The 25660-nt window shown below is 68.9% G+C and carries 19 protein-coding genes; 10 read left to right on the forward strand and 9 right to left on the reverse strand.

Annotated features, from left to right (window positions below):
- Positions 1-67: 67 nt before the first annotated feature.
- Both J8I33_RS11045 and J8I33_RS11050 read right to left on the reverse strand, forming a co-directional pair.
- Positions 68-895 carry a carbon-nitrogen hydrolase family protein gene (locus J8I33_RS11045; protein ID WP_089488179.1) on the reverse strand — a complete coding sequence of 276 codons (828 nt, stop codon included), beginning with the start codon at positions 893-895 and terminating at the stop codon, positions 68-70.
- A gap of 60 nt (positions 896-955) precedes the next feature.
- Positions 956-5155: an AsmA-like C-terminal region-containing protein gene (locus J8I33_RS11050; RefSeq protein ID WP_050011774.1), complete on the reverse strand. Its 4200-nt coding sequence runs from the start codon at positions 5153-5155 to the stop codon at positions 956-958.
- A 230-nt stretch (positions 5156-5385) separates the two neighbouring features.
- Here J8I33_RS11050 and glnE point away from each other — a divergent pair, with 230 nt between their 5' ends.
- Complete coding sequence (gene glnE, locus J8I33_RS11055; protein ID WP_209935541.1) at positions 5386-8175, forward strand: bifunctional [glutamate--ammonia ligase]-adenylyl-L-tyrosine phosphorylase/[glutamate--ammonia-ligase] adenylyltransferase; 2790 nt, start codon at positions 5386-5388, stop codon at positions 8173-8175.
- 166 nt (positions 8176-8341) lie between these two features.
- On the forward strand, positions 8342-10585 hold the full coding sequence (locus tag J8I33_RS11060; protein ID WP_245171852.1) for a carbohydrate-binding protein: 2244 nt from the start codon (positions 8342-8344) through the stop codon (positions 10583-10585).
- A gap of 145 nt (positions 10586-10730) precedes the next feature.
- On the opposite strand, the gene recN is transcribed toward J8I33_RS11060, so the two are convergent.
- Positions 10731-12380, reverse strand: coding sequence for a DNA repair protein RecN (recN, locus tag J8I33_RS11065; protein WP_124637988.1), 1650 nt, complete (start codon positions 12378-12380; stop codon positions 10731-10733).
- Positions 12381-12399: 19 nt separating this feature from the next.
- Positions 12400-13302 (reverse strand): NAD kinase, encoded by a 903-nt coding sequence (locus tag J8I33_RS11070; RefSeq protein ID WP_050011770.1) that lies wholly within the window; start codon positions 13300-13302, stop codon positions 12400-12402.
- Positions 13303-13433: 131 nt separating this feature from the next.
- Here J8I33_RS11070 and hrcA point away from each other — a divergent pair, with 131 nt between their 5' ends.
- From hrcA to J8I33_RS11085, 3 genes are all read left to right on the forward strand, one after another.
- Positions 13434-14456 (forward strand): heat-inducible transcriptional repressor HrcA, encoded by a 1023-nt coding sequence (gene hrcA, locus J8I33_RS11075; RefSeq protein ID WP_011544637.1) that lies wholly within the window; start codon positions 13434-13436, stop codon positions 14454-14456.
- A gap of 141 nt (positions 14457-14597) precedes the next feature.
- The gene (gene hemH / locus J8I33_RS11080; protein WP_209925786.1) at positions 14598-15662 is read left to right on the forward strand and encodes a ferrochelatase; all 1065 of its coding nucleotides are present in this window, start codon (positions 14598-14600) and stop codon (positions 15660-15662) included.
- Positions 15663-15797: 135 nt separating this feature from the next.
- Entirely contained in the window at positions 15798-16205 is a 408-nt protein-coding gene (locus J8I33_RS11085) for an RNA-binding S4 domain-containing protein (protein ID WP_043189537.1), read from the forward strand.
- Here J8I33_RS11085 and J8I33_RS11090 read toward each other — a convergent pair.
- On the reverse strand, positions 16177-16338 hold the full coding sequence (locus tag J8I33_RS11090) for a hypothetical protein (RefSeq protein ID WP_162838112.1): 162 nt from the start codon (positions 16336-16338) through the stop codon (positions 16177-16179). The two genes, J8I33_RS11085 and J8I33_RS11090, sit on opposite strands and share 29 nt — an antisense overlap.
- A gap of 353 nt (positions 16339-16691) precedes the next feature.
- Between J8I33_RS11090 and grpE the strand changes: the two genes are divergently transcribed.
- The 5 genes from grpE (at position 16692) to J8I33_RS11115 (ending at position 23134) form a co-directional block, all read left to right on the forward strand.
- Positions 16692-17237, forward strand: a complete 546-nt coding sequence (grpE, locus tag J8I33_RS11095; protein WP_050011768.1) for a nucleotide exchange factor GrpE — start codon at positions 16692-16694, stop codon at positions 17235-17237.
- Between the two features lie 10 nt (positions 17238-17247).
- Entirely contained in the window at positions 17248-17700 is a 453-nt protein-coding gene (locus J8I33_RS11100) for a thioredoxin family protein (protein WP_209935556.1), read from the forward strand.
- A gap of 161 nt (positions 17701-17861) precedes the next feature.
- On the forward strand, positions 17862-19814 hold the full coding sequence (gene dnaK, locus J8I33_RS11105; protein ID WP_089488182.1) for a molecular chaperone DnaK: 1953 nt from the start codon (positions 17862-17864) through the stop codon (positions 19812-19814).
- Between the two features lie 253 nt (positions 19815-20067).
- Positions 20068-21204 (forward strand): molecular chaperone DnaJ, encoded by a 1137-nt coding sequence (gene dnaJ / locus J8I33_RS11110; RefSeq protein WP_050011765.1) that lies wholly within the window; start codon positions 20068-20070, stop codon positions 21202-21204.
- Between the two features lie 4 nt (positions 21205-21208).
- Entirely contained in the window at positions 21209-23134 is a 1926-nt protein-coding gene (locus tag J8I33_RS11115) for a bifunctional anthranilate synthase component I family protein/class IV aminotransferase (protein ID WP_209935564.1), read from the forward strand.
- 7 nt (positions 23135-23141) lie between these two features.
- Here the strand turns inward: J8I33_RS11115 and J8I33_RS11120 are convergent, their stop codons facing one another.
- From J8I33_RS11120 to folK, 4 genes are all read right to left on the reverse strand, one after another.
- Positions 23142-23384, reverse strand: a complete 243-nt coding sequence (locus tag J8I33_RS11120; protein ID WP_245171854.1) for a hypothetical protein — start codon at positions 23382-23384, stop codon at positions 23142-23144.
- Positions 23385-23572: 188 nt separating this feature from the next.
- Complete coding sequence (gene panB, locus J8I33_RS11125) at positions 23573-24388, reverse strand: 3-methyl-2-oxobutanoate hydroxymethyltransferase (RefSeq protein WP_209935570.1); 816 nt, start codon at positions 24386-24388, stop codon at positions 23573-23575.
- A gap of 43 nt (positions 24389-24431) precedes the next feature.
- Positions 24432-25118 carry a deoxynucleoside kinase gene (locus J8I33_RS11130; protein ID WP_050011762.1) on the reverse strand — a complete coding sequence of 229 codons (687 nt, stop codon included), beginning with the start codon at positions 25116-25118 and terminating at the stop codon, positions 24432-24434.
- Entirely contained in the window at positions 25115-25657 is a 543-nt protein-coding gene (gene folK / locus J8I33_RS11135) for a 2-amino-4-hydroxy-6-hydroxymethyldihydropteridine diphosphokinase (protein WP_034187173.1), read from the reverse strand. The genes J8I33_RS11130 and folK overlap by 4 nt, the downstream gene beginning before the upstream one ends.
- Positions 25658-25660 lie beyond the last annotated feature (3 nt).

The following is a 25660-nucleotide window of genomic DNA, read 5'->3' on the forward strand; positions in this document are numbered from 1 at the left end:
TCAAAAAGTTGTCGGGTGCTGCCGGGCAGATGGTGGGCCGCGCGGCGTTTCAAGCGGTGCGGCGGATTCAGCTCAGCACGCGGTGCCGCCACGCGGGCAGGCTCTGGCGTACGTCGGCGATGCGTTGCGGATCGATCGCGCCGAGCACGACGCTCGCGCCCTCGTCGCGCACCGCGACGATCTCGCCCCACGGGTCGATCAGCATGCTGTGGCCCCACGTGCGCCGGCCGTTCTCGTGCTTGCCGCCCTGCGCGGCCGCGAGCACGTAGCACTGGTTCTCGACGGCCCGCGCGCGCAGCAGCGTTTCCCAGTGCGCGCGGCCCGTCGTATACGTAAAAGCCGACGGCACGACCATCAGCGCGCAGTCGCCCATGCGGCGATACAGCTCCGGAAAGCGGAGATCGTAACAGACCGACAGGCCGACCTGCCCGAACGGGGCGTCGAACGCGACGACCGTGTCGCCCGCGCGGATCGTGCGCGCCTCGTCGAACGATTCGTCGCCTTTCTCGAAGTTGAACAGGTGGATCTTGTCGTAGCGCGCGGCCTCGTTGCCGGACGGATCGAACACGAGCGTCGTGTTCAGCACGCGGTCGGGTTCCGGCGCCTTCAGCGGCAGCGTGCCGCCGATCACCCAGATGCCGTGGCGGCGCGCGGCGTCGGCGAGGAATTGCTGGATCGGGCCGTCCCGGTACGGTTCGGCGAGCGCGAGCTTGTCGGTGTCGCGGTGGCCCATGAAGCAGAAATATTCGGGCAGCAGCACGAGCTGCGCGCCTTCGCCGGCGGCTTCCGCGATCAGGCGGCGCGCTTCGGCGAGATTGCGGGTGACGTCCGGCGCGCTCACCATCTGCAGCGCGGCGACCTGGAAGGGCGTGGCGGAACGGGCGTGGTCGGTCATCGCGGAATCGGTTGCGTCATAAATGGGGTGCGGCCCGGGCCCCTGCGGTTCGATGCGCGCTCAATGGCTCGATGCATCGGCCGGACCGTGATTCATCTTACCCCGATCGCTCCGCACCCGCTCGATGTGCGGGTGCGCCCACGAGCCGGTGATCGCGTAGTCGAGCGCGAACGCGTGCGACAGCGTCTCGGACAGCGCGTAGTTCGCGGCCAGCACGCCGATGCCGAGCAGCGGATTGATGACGGCGGCCCCGATCGCGGCCGCGCCCGCGCTGATCTTCGGCGCGACGTGCGCATGCAGATCCTGCGTCTCGGCGCCGAGATCGACCGCGCCGCGCACGGTGACGTTCGCGGGGCCCGTCATCATCGAGAAGTCGTCGGTGCGCGCGATCCCGTTCGAAATCCGGCCGGTACCGGCGATCTTGTCGAACGGCAGCCCCTTGCCGACCACGTCGCGGAAGTTCAGCGTCAGGAAGCGCGCGAGGCTCTGCAGGCTCAGCACGCCGAGCAGTTTGGCCGCGCCCGGGTCGACCTTCAGGATCTTCCCGTGCTCCAGGTCGACCGCGACCTGGCCGCCGAGCGACGGAAAGTCGAGCGCGGTCGGGCCGCCGCGCCAGCCGACCTTGCCCGTGACCGAGCCGTGACCGTCCGCGAGCGTGCGCGGCAGGCCGACGCGGTCGAGCAGCGCGCCCGCGTTGTCGATGTCGAGCTTGAAGTCGAACACGGTGCGGCGCGGCGCATCGATTTCGTCGGCGCCGCGGGCGAGCGCGCGGCGCGACGTGCGCCAGTTGCCGGTGGCCGTCAGCTTCGCGGCCGGGTTCGACAGCTCCAGCTTGTCGAGCTGCCACACGGGCGTGCCGTCCTCGTCGATGTTGCGCGCGTTGACGACGAGCCGGCCGATGTCGTGATCGCGCGCGACGACCTGGTCGACGATCAGGTCGATCGACGGCATCGGGCGGTCGGTCGGCGTCGGCAGGTTCATCGCACGGCCGACGAGGTCGTGCTCCGCACGCTGCGGCACGACGAGCTTCGCGAGCCGCGCGTTGAGCACGCCCGCGCCGTTGTGACCGCCGCCCGGCGCCCACGACAGGTAGCCCGACACCTGGTTCGACGCGATGTTCGCCTGCCACAGGTCGTCGACGTGCGACGCGCCGACGATCACGTTTTCCCAGTTGCGCTTGAGCAGCTTCAGCGTGCCGAAATGGAACGCGAAGCGCTTCGGCGCGAAGCTCGCGAAATCGACGCGCGGTGCCGCCTGCGGTTCCGGCGCGCGCGGCGTGTCGGGCTTCAGCGTGTGGGCGAGGGCGAGCCACGCGTCGGCGTCCAGCTCGTTGACGTCGACGGCCGCGCTCACGCCGTCCTGCGGCATGTCGGGCATCCGGTGGATGCCCATCGCGCCGCGTACCGCGCGCAGCGGCTGGCCGCGCGTCGCGTCGAGCAGGTAGGTCGCGGTCACGGGGCCGAGCGTCAGGTCGGCGTGTTCGAGGCGTTTGCCGTCCGCCTGCGGCGCCGGCTGCAGCGTGAAGCGGAACGGCATCGGCGTGCCGGCCGGTTTCGCGAACGGCGCCGGGAAGTTCAGCGCCACGCCCGTCAGGTCGGATTGCGCGCTGACGTCGGGCAGGCGGCCCGGCGCGCCGCGCACCGCGACCTTGTACGGCGCGTCGCCGACCACGTGTTCGAGCAGCGCGGCGGCCGCGCCGTGCAGGTTCAGGCCGCGCGCGGCGTCGAGCGCGAGCCGGCCGTCGACGTCCACCGCGTACGGGCCGTGCGACCGGAAGGTGCCGTTCGCGCGCACCGGGCCGCCGAGGAAGCGCCCCGACAGGTCGTGCAGCGATGCGCCGGCCTCGGTGAAGCGGACGCTGCCGCGCAGGGCCGACAGCGGCGGCACGCCGCGGGTCGACAGCGTGTTGCCGCCGAACGCGAGCGCGCCTTCGACGTGCGTGTGCGGATGGGGGACGTGCTGCGGAATCGTGATCTTGAGCGCGAGCGACGCGGGGCCCTGCGCGTCGATCCGCTGGCCGATATGGTTGCTCATCGTGCCGAGCGAGCTGTTGTCCGCATAGTCGATCAGGTCGGCGAGCGGGCCTTGCGCATGGCCGTCGATGATCAGCGGCGAGTGCGACGGATTGCCGAGATCGTCGATGCGGCCCGCGACCTTCGTCAGCGTGACGCGCTTGTAACGCGCGCGCGCGATGTCGAAGCGCAGCTTGTTCTGCGCGAGCTCGAACACGCCGTCGATCCCGTCGAGCGCCGGCCAGACGCTCGGCGTGCCGTTCGCGAGCTTGCGCGGCGGGTACGGCGTCGGCTCGAAGCGGCCGCCGGTGAACGGCGCGACGATGTGGAACACGCCGGCGTCCGGCTCGTGTTCGAACGGGAATTTCTCGAGCGGGCCGCGCGCGACGATCGACGCGCCCTTGGTCACGTTGCCGTCCTGCAGTGCGTGGCCGAGATAGTCGCGCAGGTGCTCGGACATCCCGGTCGGCAGGTAGCGCGGAATGCGCGCGACCGATGCGCGCGCGAAATCGGCGCGCAGGTCGAGCGAGCCGCGGCCGTGGCCGGGATTCGTGTACGAGCCCGACACCGCGATTTCGGCGTCGGGGTTCGACACGAACAGGTCGGGCAGCGACACGTCGACGCGCGCGTGCTTGTCGCCCGGCGCGGGCGTGATCGTCCATTTGGCGTTGCCGCGCAGCCGGTCGAACGTCAGGCGCGGCTCGTCGAATTCGCCGGGCACGGTGACGGCCGCGTGGACCGTGTCGAAATGCGCGGCGCCGCCCGTCTCGTTCGCATCGACGCGGCCCCACAGGTTCTCGACGCCCGGCCAGCCGGCGCGCGGGTGACCGCGCGGCGAGAGCCCGGGCGGCGGCTCCTGCGCGGCGAAGCTGATGCCTTGCAGATCGCCGAGGAAGCGGTAGCGGACGATCGGCGCGGCACCCATGCGCCGCTCCTCGTCGGCGAGATCGGCGCGCGCGGGTTTCGCGCGCTCGACCTCGATGTGATAGTTCGACACCATCCCGCGCGGGTCGATCTTGATCAGCTCGTTGCGCAGGCGCGCCGGCAGCGGCAGCCCGCGGATGAATTCGCTGAGGATGCCGAGATCGACGCGGTCGCCGACCACGCTGAGCAGTTGCCCCTGGTTCGCGGTCGGCACGCGGTAGCGCGCCGTCAGCGTCGACAGCGCGAGCGAGCGGGCGAGCGGCGTGCCGTCCGGCAGCGGCGGCTGGCCGAGCTCTGCATTGAAGCGCGTCAGGTGCAGCGTGTAGTCGTGGCCCGCATCGAGTACCACGTCCCAGCCGAAGCCGACCGTCGGCACGTCGAGCCGCGGCTGCGTCGGGCGCACGCGCAGCGCGACGTCGGCGCCTTGCAGGTCGCCGCCCGCCGAGCGCAGATGGCCGTCGCCGAAGGTCGCCCAGATCGCGTTGTCGATCCGGCCCGCGTGGATCGTGAGCGGCACGTCGAGATAGCGCGTGAGCGTCTGCAGGTCGACGGGGCCGGTCGACAGGTACGCGTCGCCGGTCCAGTTCGCCGGCTTGCCGATCGGCGCGAGCGGCTTGTGCTTGAAGCGTGCGCGGAAATCGAGCGGGCCGAGCAGCAGCGTACCGTTCGCGGGCGCCTGCAGCGCGGCCTTGTGCACGCGGCCGTCGTTCAGCACCGCGAGCCGAATGCCCGCCAGCACGAGCTCCGGCGCGTCGTGCTGCGCGTCGCGCCAGCGCAGCGTGCCGCCGCGCAGCACGATCGCCTCCTGCTTCAGCAGCCAGGTGCCGAACGTGTCGTTGCCGCCGTGGGTGGTGGCCACGCCGACGCCCGCGACGCTCAGCGAGCCGTCGGCCGCCCGCGCGACGACGAGGTCGGGCTGGTCGACGATCAGGCTCGACAGCGCGGGCGACAGCCGCAGCAGCGACATCCACGACAGCGCGGCCGTCGCGTGCGGCACCGACAGCGCGACCTTGCCGTCGCGGCCGCGGATCGTCAGGTTCGTGAGTTCGACGCCCGGCTGCATGCCGGACCAGTTCGGAGAAAGCTTGCCGATCGAAAGCTGCGCGTGGAGCTTGTCGGACACCGCGCGCTCGATGCGCGGGCGGTATTCGTCGATGCGCGGCAGCAGCACGTAGCGCAGCCCGAGGAAGGCGCCGGACGCGACGAAGTAGGTGCCGATCCCGACTGCCAGCGTCACCCTGAACACGCGACGCAGGACCGGATGATCGTGCTTCGGAGGTCCCGCTTCGGGCGCAGCTACGGCGGATTCCTGACGGTCGGACATGCGGCGGACGGGCGGCGATATGGTAGTTTTGCAGACTGACGTTGAAATGTATCACAGGGGTTCGTGCCGGCGGCCGTTGGAGGCAGCACGGCACGGGCTTTCCGGCGCGCGGTGTCGCGACGGGCGCACGCGCGTCCGGCGACGCCGCGCCGAGTCCATGGGGCCGGCGGCAGCGGGGCGCGCATGCGCGGGCCCGCTGCCGCCGGCCTTTTCGCCAGGCCCGCTTCTCGATGACCGACGCTTCCGCCCTGATCAGCACGTCCTATTCCCGCTACCTTGCCCGCGCGGCGGCCGCTCGGCCCGCGCTGGCCGAGCAGATCGCCGCGTGGGCGGCCGCGCCGCTCGGCCGCGCGCAGCTCGACGCGCGCCTCACCGCGCTGCTCGCGACGCCCGCCGGCACCGCCGCGCCGGGCGACGAGCAACTGAAGCGCGCGCTGCGGCAGTTGCGCGCCGAGGCGTTCGGCGCGGTCGCGGAGCGCGACCTGCGCGGGCTGGCGGGCGTCGCCGAGGTCACGGGCGCGATGACCGATCTCGCCGAAGTGGCCGTGCAGCGCTCGCTCGCGCTGCTGTCGGCCGAACTCGAGGCGCAGTACGGCGAGCCGCGCGGCGCCGACGGCCAGCGCGTCGTGCTCGGCGTGGTCGGGATGGGCAAGCTCGGCGGCCGCGAGCTGAACGTGTCGTCGGACATCGACCTGATCTTCGTGTACGAGGACGACGGCGAGACCACCGGCGGCACGCGTTCGCCGCTGTCCACCCAGGAGTACTTCACGCGGCTCGGCCGGCGCCTGATCGGCGTGCTGTCCGAGGTCACGGCCGACGGCTACGTGTTTCGCGTCGACATGCGGCTGCGTCCGAACGGCGATTCGGGGCCGCTCGTCTGCAGCGTCGGCATGCTCGAGGAATATTTCTACGTGCAGGGGCGCGAGTGGGAGCGCTATGCGTGGATCAAGGGGCGGCTCGTGTCGGAAGGCGACAGCGACGCGGCGCAGCGGCTCGCGGCGCAGCTCGAATCGATCGTCAAGCCGTTCGTCTACCGTCGCTATCTCGATTTCGGCGTGATCGGCGCGATCCGTTCGCTGCATCAGCAGATCCGGCACGAAGCCGCGCGGCGCGCGTCGATGCGGCCCGACAAGGCCGACGACATCAAGCTCGGGCGCGGCGGGATTCGCGAGATCGAGTTCAGCGCGCAGGTGTTCCAGTTGATCCGCGGCGGCCAGGATGCGGGCTTCCGCGTGCGGCCGACACTCGCGGTGCTGCGGCATGCGCAGGCGCGCGGGCTGATCGGCGACGACGTGCGCGCGCGCCTGGCCGATGCTTATAACTTCCTGCGCACGCTCGAGCATCGGCTGCAGTACCGCAACGACGCGCAGACGCACGCGATGCCGGTCGAGCCCGACGAGCGCGCGGCGCTGGCCGCGTCGCTCGGTTTCGCCGACTACGCGGCGCTGATGACGGTGCTGGACGGCCACCGCACGTTCGTCGAAGCCCAGTTCGACCAGATTTTTGCCGACAAGGCGAATGGCGGGCCCTGCGCGGCCGGCGACGACACGGCGGCTGCGTGGATCTGGAGCGGCGCGCTGGCCGACGACGGCGAGGACGACGCGCTGGTCGCGCGCCTCGACGGCCTGGGCTTCGCCGATCCGGCCGCGGTGCTCGCGCGGCTGCGCGCGATCTGGCAATCGTCGCGCTACACCGGGTTGCCGGAAAAGAGCCGGCAGCGCTTCGACAGCGTCGCGCAGCGCGCGCTCGACGCCGCGCCGAAGATCGACGCCGCGCGCCGCGACGACACGATCGTGCGCCTGTTCGACCTGCTCGAGACGGTCAGCCGGCGCGGCGTCTATCTCGCGCTGCTGACCGAATATCCGGCCGCGCTCGACCGCGTGCTGTCGGTGCTCGGCGCGACGCGCTGGGGCGGCGGCTACCTGATCCGCCACCCGCAGCTGCTCGACGAGCTGCTCGACGACGAGGCGATCGCGAGCCCGTTCGACTGGCCCGCGTTCAAGGATGCGCTGCGCGCGCGGCTCGCGGCCGCCGACGGCCCCGAGCAGCAGATGGACCTGCTGCGCCACGCGCAGCACGCGGAGGTGTTCCGGATCCTGCTGATCGACCTGGCCGGGCAACTGTCGGTCGAGCACGTGAGCGACCGGCTGTCCGAACTGGCCGACGCGGTGCTCGACGTGACGATCGAGGTCGTCTGGTCGCAGCTCGCGAAGCGCCACCGCGACGTGCCGAAGTTCGCGGTGATCGCATACGGCAAGCTGGGCGGCAAGGAGCTCGGCTATGCGTCGGATCTCGACCTGATCTTCCTGTATGACGACCCGGACGAGCGTTCGGCGGACGTCTACACCACGTTTACACGGCGCCTGATCACGTGGCTCACGACCGCGACCGGCGCGGGCGCGCTGTTCGACATCGACCTGCGGCTGCGGCCGAACGGCGAGGCCGGGCTGCTCGTCACCGATCTCGATGCGTTCCGCCGCTATCAGCTGCGCGAGGGCGATGCGGCGAACACCGCGTGGGTGTGGGAGCACCAGGCGCTGACGCGCGCCCGCTACAGCGCGGGCGACGCGCAGATCGGCGCGGATTTCGAGGCGATCCGCCAGCAGGTGCTGACGACGCCGCGCGACGGGGTCGTACTCGCGAAGGAGATCGTCGACATGCGCGGCAAGGTGTTCGCCGGCCATCCGAACCAGACCGACCTGTTTGACCTGAAGCACGACCGCGGCGGGATGGTCGACATCGAGTTCATCGTCCAGTACTGGGTGCTGCTGCATGCGTCGAGCGACGCCGAGCTGATCCGCAATACCGGCAACATCGCGCTGCTGCGCGAGGTCGCGCGCTTCGGGCTGATGGGCGAGGACGAGGCCGAGCGCGTCGGCGCGGCGTACCGCACGTACCGGAAGCTGCAGCACAAGCTGCGGCTCGACGGGATGGAGAAGGCGCGCGTCGATCCGGCCGTGGTGGCCGACGAGCGGGCGGCCGTGACGGCGCTGTGGGCGCGCGTGTTCGGCGGCGCGTGAAGGTCGTACAGACGGGCGGCCGGCACGGCGCCGGCTGCCGTGCGGGGCGGCCGGTCCGGCCGTGTTGAGAATCGTTTGAGATTGTTTGAGCGGCAGCGCCCGGATCGAAAGAATGCGGGCTTTCCGTTCAACCGGCGCCGCGCGCCCTCAACGAGCCCGTACCATCTTGAAACCGTTTCGCCTTGCCTTCGCCACGACGGCGCTGTCCGCGGCTGCCGCCGGACTGTTCTCCGCTTCCGCCCATGCCGCCGAGCCGGCTTCCACGACCCTCACGAACCTGTCGCGCGGCGACGGCCAGTGCCTCGCATGGCGGCCGGCCGACAACGCGGCAGTGTTCGCCGCGTGCGACGGCGGCGCCGCGCAGGACTGGACCTTCGAGCCGCGCGACGGTTTCCAGCGCATCGTCAACACCGGCGCCAGCGCCGCGCGCGGCACGAAGATGTGCCTGCACGCGGCCGCCGGCGATACCGGCATGGGGCGCGTGGCGGTTGGCGTCTGCAGCGAGGGCGACCAGACGATGCGCGACTGGCGGCCGGACCGCGGCCTGGACGGGCAAGTGGTGTTCGGCAACCGGTACCGGGCCAATACCGGCCGGCCTGCCGAGGTGCTGGCCCCGCGCGACGGCGGCGCCGGCGTCGCGACGCAGAACCTGCGCGGCCAGCCGTCGTCGATCTGGAAATCGGTTGTGTCGATCGCGCCGTCGCAGCGTCCGCTGCTCGGCGACAAGTCCGTGCTGCTGATGGTGACGCACTTCAACGACTCGAAGCCGGCCGACAGCGAGGTCGTGCGCAAGGCGGTGTTCGGCGACGGCGGCGACTATGCGTCGCTGCGGCGCTATCTCGAGGTCGCGTCGCGCGGCAAGCTGACGCTGCACGGGCAAACGCTCGATAGCGTCAATCTCGGCGAGCGGCCGGCCACGTGCGACTCGGGCGCGATCCGCACGGCCGCGCGCAATGCAGCGCTCGCGCGCGGCGTGAATCCGGACAAGTTCAACTACCTGTTCGTCGACCTGCCGAAAATGAGCAATTGCGGCTGGGGCGGTCTGGCGGCGACGCCGGGCAACTGGATCCTGTCGAACGCGAGCGGCCACGGCTACTGGATGTGGTCGCACGAATTCGGGCACAACCTCGGCGCCAAGCATCCGGGCTCGCTCGTCGATTGCCCGACGCCGGGCGGCACGGTCGAAGTCGGCGGCGCATGCCGCGCCGGCAAGGTCGACGACCCGGCCGACACGATGGGCGGCGGCGGCCGGCGCCTGTATCCGGCGAGCTATCAATTGTTCGCCGGCTGGCTCGGCGAAGCCGACGTGCCGGAGATCCACGCGGACGGCACCTACCGGCTCGCCCCGCTGTGGGGCGATGCGCCGGGTGCGAAGGCGTACCGCATCGCGCGCGCCGACGGTTCGACGCTGTGGCTCGAGTTTCGTCAGCCGCAGCGCGGCTTCGACGACTGGAAGTCGGACGATCCGTTCGTCAACGGCGTGATCGTGCGGACCGTCGCGCATGGCGGCAACGTCGTGACGAACACGCTGGTCGATGCGATGCCCGGCAGCCCGTCGGGGATGAAGGACGCGCCGCTGATGCCGGGCCACGCGTTGCACGACACGCTGTCGGGCAAGATCATCACCGTCAAATCGGTCGGGCCCGACGGCGCCGTGGTCGACGTGACGAACGACGGCCTGCTGTTGCCGCGGGCCGTGGTGACCGGCCCGCAGCACGCGGCCGCGGGCGCGGCGGTCGTGCTGTCGGGCGCCGCGTCGGCCGGCGAGTCGTTGCGCCATGCGTGGACGGTGCCGGCCGGCATCGACGCACGGCCGGACGGCACGGAACTGCGCTTCGTCGCGCCGACGCTCGAACAGGACCGCGAGTTCGCGTTCGAGCTGACCGTGAGCAATAAAGACGGCTATACGGCGCGGGCCACCCACGTCGTCAAGGTGAAGGCGCAGGAGATCGTCGCGCCGCCGCGCGCGGCGATCAGCGGGCCGGCGTCGGTCGACGGCGGCGCGACCGTCACGCTGTCCGGCGCGTCGTCGACGGGCAAGGGGCTGACGTATGCGTGGACGGGGCCGGCTGGGGTGTCGATCGTCCAGAACGGCGCGAGCGCGACGTTTACCGCGCCGAAGGCGGCCGACGAGCGTCGCTACGCGTTCAGGCTGGTGGTGACCGACGTACAGGGCCGCCACGCGAACGCGGCGCACGACGTGACCGTGCGCGCGTCGGCGGGCGAGGGCGCAGCCGCGTGGGATCCGAAGAAGACTTACGCGACGCCGTGCCACGAGGTCAGCCATGCGGGCAAGACCTGGCTCAACGGCTGGTGGGTGCTCGGCGACGTGCCGGGGACGGGCGGCGAGTGGGCGGCATGGCGCGAGAAGGGTGTCGCGAACATGCATGCGATGTGCAAGAGCACGTAAGCGCGGCCGCGGCCGCGGTGCGGGCAGCCGTGACGGTGGACGCCGCGGGTTGCCGCCATGCGCCGCCTCCCGCGGCAACGGGCAGCAGCGCGGCGTCGCGCGGACGCCGCGCGACGCTTCGGCGGGCCGCACGCTTGCGAGCCGGTCAGGCCGCCAGCATTTCCTTCGCGTGCTTGCGCGTGGTGGCCGTGATTTCGAGCCCGCCGAGCATCCGCGCGACTTCCTCGACGCGGCTCGCCTTGTCGAGCGCGACGACCGACGACACCGTGCCGCCGCGCTCGTCGGCGCCTTTCGCCACCTGGAAATGATGGTCGCCGCGCGCGGCGACCTGCGGCAGGTGCGTTACGCACAGCACCTGACGGTCGCGCCCGAGCTGGTGCAGCAGGCGCCCGACCACTTCGGCGACGCCGCCGCCGATCCCCGTATCGACTTCGTCGAAGATCAGCGTCGGCGTCGGGCTCGCCGCGCTGGCGATCACCGCGAGCGCGAGGCTGATCCGTGCGAGTTCGCCGCCCGACGCGACTTTCGCGAGCGGCCGCAGCGGCACGCCCGGGTGCCCGGCCACGCGGAATTCGACCTGCTCGAGCCCGTGCGGGCCGCCGTCGGCGAGCGGTACGAGCGCGACTTCGAAGCTGCCGCCCGCCATCGACAGTTCCTGCATGCCGGCCGTGACGGCCGTGCCGAGCGCCTTGGCAGCCTGCACGCGCGCCTTCGACAGGCGTTTGGCGTCGGCGAGATAGGCTTCCCGCGCCTTCGCCTGCGCGGCTTCGAGCGCGCCGAGATCGGCGGCCGCGTCGAGCGCGGCGAGTTGTGCGCGGCGGGCCGCATGCTCCTCATGAAGCGTGTCGGGCGGCAGCCGGAACTTGCGGGCGGTCGAGTGCAGCGCATCGAGGCGCGTTTCGACCTGTGCGAGCCGCTCCGGGTCGAGATCGACGCGCTGCGCATAGTGCGACAGCGAATAGACCGCTTCCTGCAACTGGATCTCGGCCGGCTCCAGCGACGCGAGCGCGTCGCCGAGCGCGGTGTCGTAGTCGGCCAGGCTGCGCAGTTTCGACACGATCGCGCCGAGCTGCGCGAGCATCGCGTCGTCGGATTCGGACAGCGCGTTGAGCGCGCCGCGCACGCCTTCGATCAGGTTCGCCGAATGCGACAGGCGCTTGTGTTCGTTGCTGACTTCGTCCCATTCGCCGGCTTGCGGCGCGAGCTTGTCGAGTTCGGCCAGCTGCCACGCGAGCTTTTCGCGTTCGAGCTGCAGTTCGCGCTCGTGCGCCTTCGCGGCGTCGATCGCCTGCGTCGCGTCGCGCCACACGCGCCACGCGCGCGCGACGTTCGCGGCATCGGCGACGAGCCCCGCGTGCGTGTCGAACAGCTCGCGCTGCGCGTCGGGCCGCATCAGCAGCTGGTGCGCGTGCTGGCCGTGGATGTCGACGAGCATCTCGCCGAGTTCGCGCAGTTGCGCGAGCGTCGCGCTGGTGCCGTTGATGAAGGCACGCGAACGGCCGTTCGCGTCGATCACGCGGCGCAGCATCACGGTGTCCTCGGCGTCGAACGCGTGTTCGTCCAGCCAGCGCGCGACGCGGTCGTGCGGCGTGAATTCGGCGGTGATGTCGGCGCGGCCGCAGCCGGTGCGCACGACGCTCGCGTCGGCGCGTTCGCCGAGCGCGAGGGCCAGCGCGTCGATCAGGATCGATTTGCCGGCGCCGGTTTCACCGGAAAAGACGGAAAAGCCGCTGTCGAATTCGAGATCGAGCGCGGCGACGATGACGAAGTCGCGGATCGAGAGGTGGCGGAGCATGGTGTCGGGGGCAGCGGCGTCAGGACGCCTTGTCGTCTTCGTTCGATGCGTGTTCGTTCCAGTGCAGCTTCTTGCGCAGCGTCGTGAAGTAGCTATAGCCGATCGGGTGCAGGAACGGCACCGTGTGCTTCGAGCGGCGCACCTCGATCGTATCGTTCAGTTCGAGCGACGTGAACGACTGCATGTCGAAGTTCACGTTGACATCGCGGCCGCCGACGATCTGGATCGCGATCTTCGAATCGTCGGGCAGCACGATCGGCCGGTTCGACAGCGCGTGCGGCGCGATCGGCACGAGCACGATGCCCGCCAGCTGCGGATGGAGGATCGGGCCGGCCGACGACAGCGCATACGCGGTCGAGCCGGTGGGCGTCGCGACGATCAGGCCGTCCGAACGCTGGTTGTACATATAGCGGCCGTCGACCGACGCGCGCAGCTCGACCATCCCGGAGAAGCCGCTGCGGTTCACGACGACGTCGTTGAACGCGAGCGCGTGGTAGATCGGTTCGCCGTCGCGCATGATCCGCGCCTCGAGCAGCGAGCGCTCCTCGCGCTCGAACTTGCCGGCCAGCAGCACGGGGACGAGCGCGTGCATGTCGGATGCCGCGATGTCGGTGATGAAGCCGAGCCGGCCGTGGTTGATCCCGATCAGCGGGGTCCGGTATGGCGCGAGCTGGCGGCCGATGCCGAGCATCGTGCCGTCGCCGCCGAGCACGATCGCCACGTCCGCTCGCGCCCCAATTTCGGCCGGGGTGAGCGCCGGGTAGCCGGCGATGCCGATTTCGCGCGCGGTATCGCCTTCGAAGACGACCTCGAAGCCGAGCCTGGCGATGCTGTCCGCCAGCGTGGCGAGCGGTTCGGCGATGCCGGGCGTGTTGCTCCGGCCGACGAGCGCGACAGTACTGAACTGATTACCGGTTTTCATGCCGGCATTACACCATAGCTCGTGGACGAAAAGAACCGGCTGTACGCCGACGGGGCCGGATCGGGCCGGCCCGCGCAACGGTAGTTGACGCCACTCGCCGCGGTGGCGCGGTTGCGCTAAAATTTTCCACCATGCTAGATCCTCGCGCACGAACCCTCCTGAAAACCCTGATCGAACGGTATATCGCCGACGGTCAGCCGGTCGGCTCGCGCACGTTGTCCCGTTACTCCGGGCTCGAGCTGAGCCCGGCGACGATCCGCAACGTGATGTCCGACCTGGAGGAGCTCGGCCTCGTGTCGAGCCCGCACACGTCGGCCGGCCGCGTGCCGACGCCGCGCGGCTACCGGCTGTTCGTCGATACGATGCTGACGGTCGAGGCGCCGATCGACGCCGAGGCCGTCGCGCGCCAGGTGCAGAACACGCTGCAGGCGGGCGAACCGCAGCAGCGGGTGGTCGCCGCCGCCGCGAGCGTGCTGTCGAACCTGTCGCAGTTCGCGGGCGTCGTGCTGACGCCGCGCCGCAGCCACGTGTTCAAGCAGATCGAGTTCATGCGCCTGTCCGACAAGCGCATCCTGCTGATCATCGTCACGCCCGAGGGCGACGTGCAGAACCGCATGCTCGCGACGCCGCGCGACTATTCGCCGTCGCAGCTGACCGAGGCGTCCAACTACATCAACGCGCATTTCGCCGGCCTGTCGTTCGACGAGGTGCGCCGCCGCCTGCGCGACGAGATCGACCAGCTGCGCGGCGACATGACGACGCTGATGCACGCGGCCGTGACGGCCAGCACCGAGGTGCCCGACACCGAGGACACCGTGCTGATTTCCGGCGAGCGCAACCTGCTCGAAGTGGCGGATCTTTCGTCCGACATGGCGCGGCTGCGCAAGCTGTTCGACGTATTCGACCAAAAGACGGGCCTCCTGCAGTTGCTCGACGTGTCGAGCCACGCCCAGGGCGTGCAGATCTTCATCGGCGGCGAATCGACGCTCGTGCCGATCGAGGAAATGAGCGTCGTCACCGCGCCGTACGAGGTGAACGGGCAGATCGTCGGCACGCTCGGCGTGATCGGCCCGACCCGGATGGCGTACAACCGCGTGATTCCGATCGTCGACATCACCGCGCGGCTGCTGTCGCTCACGCTGAGCCAGCAGTAGCTGCGGCAGCCGACGCCGTCCCGCCATCGTGCCGAGGCGCCGTGCGCGCCGCCAGTCGGCCGAACGGCCAGCCGACCCGAGCGGGACGGCCCGCTATAATTGAGGGCCGTCCGGTCCCGTGCCCCGAGCACGTTCTTGCCCATGCGTTTCGATCTTGAGCCGCCTTCGAGCGTCGCGGCCGCCCATCGCGTCGGTGTGCTGCTGATCAATCTCGGCACGCCCGACGCGCCCACGCCGCGCGCGGTGCGGCGCTACCTGGCCGAATTCCTGTCGGATCCGCGGGTCGTCGAAATCCCGCAGGCCGTCTGGCAGGTGCTGCTGCGCACGGTGATCCTGCCGCTGCGCGGCCGTGCGTCCGCGAAGAAATACGCGGCCGTCTGGATGCCCGAGGGTTCGCCGCTGCGCGTGTATACCGAGCGCCAGACCGACAGCGTGCGGCACCTGCTCGTGTCGAACGGCTATCACGTGATGGTCGACTACGCGATGCGCTACGGCAGCCCGAACCTTGCGCACGCGCTCGCGCAGTTCAAGCGCGCGGGCGTCGAGCGCGTGCTGCTGATGCCGATGTATCCGCAATACTCGGCGTCGACCACGGCCACCGCGTTCGATGCCGCGTTCGCCGCGCTCGCGCGCATGCGCAATCAGCCGGAAGTGCGCACGGTGCGGCACTACGCCGACCATCCGGCCTATATCCACGCGCTGGCCGAGCAGGTTCGGCAGTACTGGACGCAACACGGCCGGCCCGATTTCGCGGCCGGCGACAAACTCGTGCTGAGTTTCCACGGCGTGCCGAAGCGCACGCTCGATCTCGGCGACCCGTATCACGAGCAGTGCCAGCAGACGGGCGCGTTGCTGATGGTCGCGCTCGGGCTGTCGGGCACCGAATGCCGCATCACGTTCCAGTCGCGCTTCGGCAAGGCCGAATGGCTGCAGCCGTACACCGCGCCGACGCTGCGCGAGTTCGGCGAGGCCGGCGTGCGGCGGGCCGATGTGTTCTGTCCCGGCTTCACGGCCGATTGCCTGGAGACGATCGAGGAAATCGGCATGGAAGTGCGCGACGAATTCCTCGCCGGCGGCGGCAAGACCTTCCACCGGATTCCGTGCCTGAACGGCGCGTCGGCGTGGATCGGCGCGCTCGGCGAAATCGTCGCGGAGAATCTGCAGGGCTGGCCGGTCAAGGCCGCGCAGCCCGAAACGGTAGGCTGAGATGGAACGATCCCCACGCTCGCTACGTTCGCTGCTTTCCGACGGGGCGATAAGCCGGCCGGCTACGCAGGCGCAGACCGATGCCCGGCGAATTCCCTGCTACGCCCTCCTTGGGGCGACCCGGCGGAGGCCGACATGAACTACAAGATTTCCACGGAGCCGGGCGCGAAGCTGCGCATCGACAAATGGCTGTGGGCGGCCCGGTTCTTCAAGACGCGCTCGCTCGCGACCGATGCGGTCGACAAGGGACACGTGAAGATCGGCGGCGCGGCGGTGAAGCCGGCGAAGGACGTGCGGGTGGGCGACGAGGTCGAGATTGCGATCGACGGCATCGTCTGGCACATTGCCGTGCTGGGCGTGTGCGACGTGCGCGGGCCCGCGAGCGTCGCGCAGACGCTCTACGCGGAGACGGAAGCGGGACGGGCCGCGCGGCTCGCCGAACTGGAGCGGCGCCGCACGTATCGCGAGCCGGCGGCCGAACTGCACGGCCGGCCGACGAAACGCGACCGGCGCATCATCGACAGATTCTCTGGTGGGAGCTGAACATCTGGTCGAACGTCGCCCGCGCGCTTCCGTATTCGGTCGTGCGATCGGTGACGGCTCCCGACAGGCAGATGGTGGTGGTGCCGGCGATGAGTACCAGCGCGACCACCGATATCGCAAAGGTCAGTTTCACGGTACTCCCCTCGAGAACAAGGGTGAAAACGGCGCCAGGTGGATGTCACGCGACGGTCAGCTAGGGGTAAACACGCTTTCCGACGCTTGAATGGAGTGTAGTGCAGCCGGCCTGTGTGGAGCTAGTACTTGCCGGGTAAGCGTTGTTACAGGCCGTTTCGCCCGCTCCGGCGGACTATGCGACGCCTGCACCCGGAAAACGCCCGGTTGTTTCGCGGCATTGGCGAATGCTGGCGAATGACCCTCTTGAAACCGTAGTTTTCGCCCTTATTTGCACCAGTAATGTGCGGTGCCGCCGGGTATACGTCCGGCGGTCGCCGATTTGGCTTCAACCTCTAATCGACTTTCAGCGACATGGAAAACACGCAAGAGAATCCGGCTACCCAATCGGCCGAAGACATCGGCAGCGAGAAGCAGGCGGCGCAAGGCGCCGCACCCGCCGCCGAAGCTGCCGACGCGGCGCTCGCGGAGGCTCAAGCCAAGGTCGCCGAGCTTCAGGAAAGCTTCCTGCGGGCGAAGGCCGAGACCGAGAACGTGCGCCGCCGCGCGCAGGACGACGTGTCGAAGGCGCACAAGTTCGCGATCGAAAGCTTCGCGGAACACCTGCTGCCCGTGCTGGACAGCCTGGAAGCGGCCGTCGGCGACACCTCCGGCGACATCGCGAAGGTGCGCGAAGGCGTCGAGCTGACGCTGCGCCAGCTGACGAGCGCGCTCGAGAAGGGCCGCGTCGTCGCGATCAACCCGGTCGGCGAGAAGTTCGATCCGCATCAGCACCAGGCCATTTCGATGGTGCCGGCCGAGCAGGAGCCGAACACCGTCGTCACGGTGCTGCAAAAGGGCTACATGATCGCCGACCGCGTGCTGCGCCCGGCGCTCGTCACCGTCGCGCAGCCGAAGTAAGGCAGCGGAGATGGTGCCCGCCGGCGTCGATCCGGCCGCGTTCGACGCGTTCGACATGCAGGCGCTCGACGCCGGCACGTTCGACGCGGCCATCGACGGCGCGGGCGATGCGCTGGCCGTGGTGTTCTTCTGGGGCGTCGACTGCTTCAACTGCGAGATCGCGAAGAAGGCGATGCTCGCGCAGCCCGACGCGATCCGCGCGCTGGACCTGAAGTGGTTCCATTGCAACGTGTACGAACATCATCAGCTGGGGCGCCGCTTCGGATTGCACGGCGTGCCGACGTGGTTCTTCTTCCATCGCGGCAAGCGGCTGGGCCGCGCGACGGGCTGGCATGGCCTCGCCCAGTTCCAGGCGGCCGTCGCGGCGGCACGCGCGAAGATCGTGTCGGGCGGCGATCCGTCGGGCGGCGATCCGTCGGGCGGCGATCCGTCGGGCGGCGATTCGTCGGGTGCGATCCGCTAGCCGGCGGCGATTGAAAAAATTTAATATCCGCATCGCTCGTCGGGTCTTGAAAACGGATCGGCCGGACGCATTTCGGGAACAGAGTTGAATTCTGGCGTGCGAAACCGCCCAAAACGCGGGGTTTCGTGCAGCAAACAAGCATTTCTGGAGATTAGGAAAAAATGGGAAAGATCATCGGTATTGACCTCGGCACCACGAACTCGTGCGTCGCGATCATGGAAGGCAACCAGGTCAAGGTCATCGAGAACTCGGAAGGCACGCGCACCACGCCGTCGATCATCGCGTACATGGACGACAACGAAGTGCTGGTCGGCGCGCCGGCCAAGCGTCAGTCGGTGACCAACCCGAAGAACACGCTGTTCGCGGTGAAGCGCCTGATCGGCCGCCGCTTCGAAGAGAAGGAAGTCCAGAAGGACATCGGCCTGATGCCGTACTCGATCATCAAGGCCGACAACGGCGATGCATGGGTCGAAGCGCACGGCGAAAAGCTCGCGCCGCCGCAGGTGTCGGCCGAAGTGCTGCGCAAGATGAAGAAGACGGCCGAAGACTACCTCGGCGAGCCGGTCACGGAAGCCGTGATCACGGTGCCGGCGTACTTCAACGACAGCCAGCGCCAGGCGACCAAGGACGCCGGCCGCATCGCGGGCCTCGAAGTCAAGCGGATCATCAACGAGCCGACGGCGGCCGCACTCGCGTTCGGTCTCGACAAGGTCGAGAAGGGCGACCGCAAGATCGCCGTGTATGACCTCGGCGGCGGCACGTTCGACGTGTCGATCATCGAGATCGCGGACGTCGACGGCGAAATGCAGTTCGAAGTGCTGTCGACCAACGGCGACACGTTCCTCGGCGGCGAAGACTTCGACCAGCGCATCATCGATTACATCATCGGCGAGTTCAAGAAGGAGCAGGGCGTCGACCTGTCGAAGGACGTGCTCGCGCTGCAGCGCCTGAAGGAAGCCGCCGAAAAGGCGAAGATCGAGCTGTCGTCGGGACAGCAGACCGAAATCAACCTGCCGTACATCACGGCGGACGCGTCGGGTCCGAAGCACTTGAACCTGAAGATCACCCGCGCGAAGCTGGAAGCGCTGGTGGAAGACCTCGTCGAGCGCACGATCGAACCGTGCCGCATCGCGATCAAGGACGCAGGCGTCAAGGTGTCGGACATCGACGACGTGATCCTGGTCGGCGGCCAGACGCGCATGCCGAAGGTCATGGAGAAGGTGAAGGAGTTCTTCGGCAAGGATCCGCGCCGTGACGTGAACCCGGACGAAGCCGTCGCGGTCGGCGCGGCGATCCAGGGCCAGGTGCTGTCGGGCGACCGCAAGGACGTGCTGCTGCTCGACGTGACCCCGCTGTCGCTCGGTATCGAGACGCTCGGCGGCGTGATGACGAAGATGATCAACAAGAACACCACGATCCCGACGAAGCACGCGCAAGTGTATTCGACGGCGGACGACAACCAGGGCGCCGTGACGATCAAGGTGTTCCAGGGCGAACGCGAAATGGCGGCGGGCAACAAGCTGCTCGGCGAGTTCAACCTCGAAGGCATCCCGCCGGCACCGCGCGGCGTGCCGCAGATCGAAGTGACCTTCGACATCGACGCGAACGGCATCCTGCACGTCGGCGCGAAGGACAAGGCGACCGGCAAGGAAAACAAGATCACGATCAAGGCGAACTCGGGCCTGTCCGAGGCTGAAATCGACCAGATGATCAAGGACGCGGAAGCGAACGCAGCGGAAGACCACAAGCTGCGCGAGCTGGCCGATTCGCGCAACCAGGGCGACGCGCTCGTCCACAGCACGAAGAAGGCGCTGACCGAGTACGGCGACAAGCTGGACGCGGGCGAGAAGGAAGCGATCGAAGCGGCGCTGAAGTCGCTCGAGGACGCGCTGAAGGACACGTCGGCCGACAAGGCGGCGCTCGACGCGAAGGTCGAGGAGCTCGGCAAGGTCTCGCAGAAGCTCGGCGAGAAGATGTACGCCGACATGCAGGCCCAGCAGGCGGGTGCGGCCGGCGCGGCCGGTGCGACGGAAGGCGCGGCTCATGCGGGTGGTGCGCAACAGGCTGCCGACGACGTCGTCGACGCCGAGTTCAAGGAAGTGAAGAAAGACTAAGCCGGGTTGCCATGGCACCGCACGCCGCGCGCGACACGCGCGCGGCGCGGCTGAACAGCGGTCTGTCTTTCCTTCCGGATGGCCGGATCGACTCCACGCCTGGCGGGCTTCGCGGCCCTCCGGGCACATTTGTTTTTTGGCGGGTGCTGCGCGAGCCGTCCGCGGACGGTGCAGCGCCAGACGAGTCGAGAGACTTTACTGCGGGCGAAAGGAGCCGCCGCGTGCGCGATGCGTGGCGGCACAGTGAATCGATATGGCGAAACGGGATTACTACGAGGTTCTGGGCGTCGCGAAGAATGCGAGCGACGACGAAATCAAGAAGGCATATCGCAAGCTTGCGATGAAGTACCACCCTGACCGCAATCCGGACAGCAAGGATGCGGAAGAGCATTTCAAGGAGGCGAAGGAAGCCTATGAAATGCTGTCGGATGGTCAGAAGCGGGCCGCGTACGACCAGTACGGCCACGCGGGCGTCGATCCGAACATGGGCGGTGCGGGTGCACAGGGCTTCGGCGGCTTCGCGGATGCGTTCGGCGACATCTTCGGCGACATCTTTGGCCAAGCCGCGGGCGGCGCCGCGCGCGGCGGCCGCGGCGGCCCGCAGGTGTATCGCGGTGCCGACCTGCGCTACAGCATGGAAATCACGCTCGAGCAGGCCGCGCACGGCTACGACACGCAGATTCGCGTGCCGAGTTGGGTGTCGTGCGAAGTCTGCCACGGGTCGGGCGCGAAGCCCGGCACGAAGCCGGAAACCTGCCCGACCTGTCACGGCCAAGGCACGGTGCGCATGTCGCAGGGTTTTTTCAGCATCCAGCAGACCTGCCCGAAGTGCCATGGCACGGGTACCTACATCCCCGAGCCGTGCGCGCATTGCCACGGGTCGGGCAAGGTGAAGGAAACCAAGACGCTCGAAGTGAAGATCCCGGCCGGGATCGACGACGGGATGCGGATCCGCTCGGCCGGCAACGGCGAGCCGGGCATCAACGGCGGGCCGCCGGGCGACCTGTACGTCGAGATCCACATCAAGCCGCACTCGGTGTTCGAGCGCGACGGCGACGATCTCCACTGCCAGATGCCGATCCCGTTCACGACCGCCGCACTCGGCGGCGAGATCGAGGTGCCGACGCTGGCCGGCCGTGCGTCGTTCCCGGTGCCGGAAGGCACGCAGTCGGGCAAGACGTTCCGCCTGCGCGGCAAGGGCATCAAGGGGCTGCGCTCGAGCATCGCGGGCGATCTGTACGTGCACGTGCAGGTCGAGACGCCCGTGAAGCTGACCGACACCCAGCGCGACCTGCTCAAGCAGTTCGAGAAGTCGCTGGCCGAGGGCGGCGCGCGTCACAGCCCGCAGAGCAAGAGCTGGTTCGACCGTGTGAAGAGCTTCTTCGAGTAATGGCATGACTGAAGGCAACGAGAGCGCGTCGTTCGCGCTCTTGGACGATTGCGACTCGACCGCGTCCGCGCGGTCGAGTCGTTTGTATTCGGGCTTCGTGCACGAACGCGTGTGCACGGACCCGGCGCAGCTCGACGCGATCGATGCGGCGGTTGCGCAGGATCTGTGCGACGGGCTGCATGCGGTCGTCGTCGGCGATTACGAATTCGGACGCAACCTGCAACGAGCGCAGCCGGGCCACGCCCCGCTGCGCTTTTTGCTGTATGCGCACTGTGAGCGGCTGTCGCGCGACGACGTCGACGCATGGCTCGCGCAGCAGGACGGCGGCGGCCCGCCGTCGATCGCGGGCGTCGCGCACGTCGCGAAGAGCGTGTCGCGCGATGCGTTCGACGCGGCGATCGCCGCGGTGCACGACGCGCTGCGTGCGGGCGATTCGTATCAGGTCAATTACACGTACCGGCTGAATTTCGACGTGTTCGGCACGCCGCTCGCGCTGTACCGGCGGCTGCGCGCGCGCCAGCCGGTGCGGTACGGCGCGCTGATCGCGCTGCCCGACGGCGCATGGGTCGTATCGTGCTCGCCGGAGCTGTTCGTCGAGAAGCACGGCGATGTACTGCGTGCGCGGCCGATGAAGGGCACCGCACCGCGTTCGGCCGATCCGCGCGAAGATGCGGCCGCCGCCGCGTTCCTCGCGAACGATCCGAAGAACCGCGCGGAAAACGTGATGATCGTCGACCTGCTGCGCAACGACGTGTCGCGGATCGCGCGCACGGGCAGCGTCAAGGTGCCGGCGCTGTTCTCGGTCGAGCCGTATGCGTCGGTGTGGCAGATGACGTCGACGGTCGAGGCCGGCTGGCGCGACGGCACGACGTTCGCGCAGATGCTGCGCGCGCTGTTCCCTTGCGGATCGATCACGGGCGCGCCGAAGTACAAGACGATGCAGTTGATCGACGCGATCGAGTCGACGTCGCGCGGGCTCTATACCGGCGCGATCGGCTGGCTCGATGCGCCGAAGGAAGACGCGGGCGATGCAACGCCCGACGGCGCGGCCGGTTGCGGCGATTTCTGCCTGTCGGTCGCGATTCGGACGCTGACGCTGGATGCGGACGGCGCTAGCAATGACACGGACGGCACGGCTACCGCCACCGCGGCAGCCGGCCGGCGACGCGGCACGATGGGCGTCGGCGCGGGCATCGTGCTCGACAGCGTCGCGGCCGACGAATATGCGGAGTGCCAATTGAAAGCACGATTCCTGACGGACGCCGACCCCGGCTTCCAGTTGTTCGAAACGACGGCCGCCACGCGAACGGACGGCATCCGCCATCTCGATCGCCATCTCGCGCGGCTGCAACGCAGCGCGGACGCATTCGGCTTCCGTTTCGACGCTGACGCGCTACGCCGGGAGATCGACGCACGCTGCGCGGCGCTCGACGGCGACGGCGCGTACCGGATGAAGCTCGCGCTGGCGAAGGACGGCACGATCGAGATCATCGCGGCGCCGCTCAAGCCGCTGCCGGCGGGGCCGGTCGGCGTGCTGCTGGCAGCCGAGCATGGCTTCGCGCCGACGCGCACCGACGACGCGCTGCTGCTGCACAAGACCACGCGCCGCGCCGAATACGACCGCGCGTGGCAGGCGGCGGAGGCGCTCGGCGGGTTCGACATGCTGTTCGTCAACGAGCGTGGCGAGGTGACGGAAGGCGGGCGCTCGAACGTGTTCGTGAAACTAAATGGTGTGTGGGTGACGCCACCGTTGTCGTGCGGCGTGCTGCCGGGCGTGATGCGCGGTGTGCTACTCGACGATCCGGCAGTAGGCGCCAAAGAGCGTGTGCTGACGCTCGACGATGTGCTGAACGCCGACGAGCTGATGATCTGCAATGCGTTGCGCGGGCCGATGGCAGCGCGGCTGATTCACGGCTGCGCACCGGCCTGAACGCGAATTACTTCTGCGGCGTACATTGCCAGCTTTGCACGACGGCGTGATCGGCTCGGGTAGCGGTCGTTCTCGAAAGTTGCAATGACGGTTCCGACGCGGATACTCCGGTCGCCGCCTGCTTTTTTTTCGGTCGCCAGATGGCGGTAGGGCCGACGGAAGTATAGATCGTGACCAGCGCGACGCACTCACCATCGCCTGCCAGCTTTGGCCCGACGAGTTCAGCCGCCTTTTCATACACATGAGCCATCTTTTGCCGCTCCTTCGATTGACGAAGGTTCGATGGTCGCCGCGACGAAGGCGTGTAGAAATAGGACGAGTTAGAAAGTACGCGCTGTCCGGTCATGCAGTACGAGAAACGGCGTACTGCATTGCCGGTCAGCTCAGCGAGTGTGCTGCAGCGAACGCCGGCAGTGCGCCATGGCGCTGCCGGCCCACTCAGAACGAGTGTTCCGGGCCCGGAAACGACCGATCCTTCACCGCGCCCACATAGGCTTCGACGGCCGCCTGAATGGTCGGCTGCCCGTGCATGAAATCCTTCACGAAGCGCGGCCGCTTGCCGGGAAACACGCCGAGCATGTCGTGCAGCACGAGCACCTGCCCCGAGCAGTCGGCGCCGGCGCCGATGCCGATCGTCGGGATCTTCAGCATGTGCGTGACTTCGGCCGCGACGAGCGTCGGTACCGCTTCGAGCACGACGAGCTGCGCACCGGCATCCTCGATCGCGCGCGCGTCGCGCAGCAATTGCGCGGCGCCGGCTTCGGTCTTGCCCTGCACCTTGAAGCCGCCGAACGCATGCACCGACTGCGGCGTGAGGCCGAGGTGCGCGCACACGGGCACCGAGCGTTCGACGAGGAAGCGGATCGTATCGGCGAGCCATTCGCCGCCTTCGAGCTTGACCATCTGCGCGCCCGCGCGCATCAGCTTGACCGCGTTCGCGAACGCGTCGGCCGGCGTCCCGTACGTGCCGAACGGCAGATCGGCGACGACGAGCGCGCGCGGCTGCGCCCGGGCGACACAGGCGGTGTGGTACGCGATGTCGTCGATCGACACGGGCAGCGTGGTCGAGTGGCCCTGCAGCACGTTGCCGAGCGAATCGCCGATCAGCAGCACGTCGGTGCCGGCGCGATCGAGCAGCGCGGAAAAGCTCGCGTCGTAGCACGTGAGCATCGCGATCTTCTCGCCGGCGTCGCGCATTGCCTGCAGCTTGGGGACCGTCACGGCAGGCCGGCTCGATTCCTGGAGATAGGTCATGGGAAATCCGGGTCGGTGGTGAGAAACGACAGGCGAGGACGCGTCAGCGCGTCGTCTCGCCCTTGACGAAGAATTCCTTGCGGCCGCGCATCGTCTCGATGCGCTCGACCAGCAGGGCGAGATCTTCGGGGGAATCCAGCGGGTTCAGGTGTTCGGCTGCGACCGTCAGCACCGGCGTGCGGTCGTAGTGGTAGAAGAATTCGTTGTACGCGTCGACGAGCGAGCGCAGGTACGCGTCGCTGATCTGCAGCTCCATCGGCGTCCCGCGCTTCTGGATGCGCGAGAACAGCACTTCGGGGCTGGCCTGCAGATAGACGACGAGATCGGGTGACGGCGCCTGCGGCACGTCGACGTGCGTGGCGACCGAGCGATACAGCTGCCACTCGTCTTCCGGCAGGTTCAGCCGCGCGAAGATGTCGTTCTTCTGCGGCATGAAATCGGCGATGACGGGGCGGCCCGTGTCGAGCGCACCGATCAGCTCGCGCGCCTGCTGCGCGCGCTGCAGCGCGAACGACAGCTGGACGGGCAACGCGTAGCGCGCGGTGTCGCGATAGAAGCGTTCGAGGAACGGGTTGTCCTGCGGGCGCTCGAGCAGCGTCTGCATCGACCAGCGCTCGCCGAGCAGCCGCGCGAGCGTCGTCTTGCCGACGCCGATCGGGCCTTCGATCACGAGATAGCGGTGCGGGGCGCGCAGGTCGGGCGCGGTGACGGTCAGCGGAGTCGAGTTCATCGGCAGCGGGTCTTGTCGGCGTCTTCGCCGGCAGCGAGCGCCTTTTGCATCGGGCACTGGCAGGTTTGCACCTTTTCGACGCGCTGATCCGCGACGGCGGCGAGAAAGGCGTCGGCACGGCCGCGCGCGGGGATGTCGAGCGCCGGCTCGATCTCGACGAGCGGCACGAGCGCGAACGCGCGGTCGGTGAGGCGCGGGTGCGGGACGATCAGGTCGGGTTCGTCGATCGAATCGGCGCCGAACAGCAGGATGTCGAGGTCGAGCGTGCGCGGCGCATTGCGATACGGGCGCTCGCGGCCGAAGTGATGTTCGATCTTCTGGCAGAGCGCGAGCAGCTCGCGGGCCGACAGCGTCGTGTCGAGCTTGACGACGCAGTTGTAGTAGTCGTCGCCGCCCGCTTCGAACGGCGCCGTGCGATACAGGCTCGATTTGCCGAGGATCGAGATGGTGCGCTGCTGCGCGAGGCACACCACCGCGTCCTTCAGGGTCTGGCGCGCATCGCCGAGATTCGCCCCCAGTCCGATATATGCAACCGTCATGGC

The sequence above is a fragment of the Burkholderia sp. AcTa6-5 genome, from assembly GCF_017815075.1.
Taxonomy (GTDB): domain Bacteria; phylum Pseudomonadota; class Gammaproteobacteria; order Burkholderiales; family Burkholderiaceae; genus Burkholderia; species Burkholderia sola.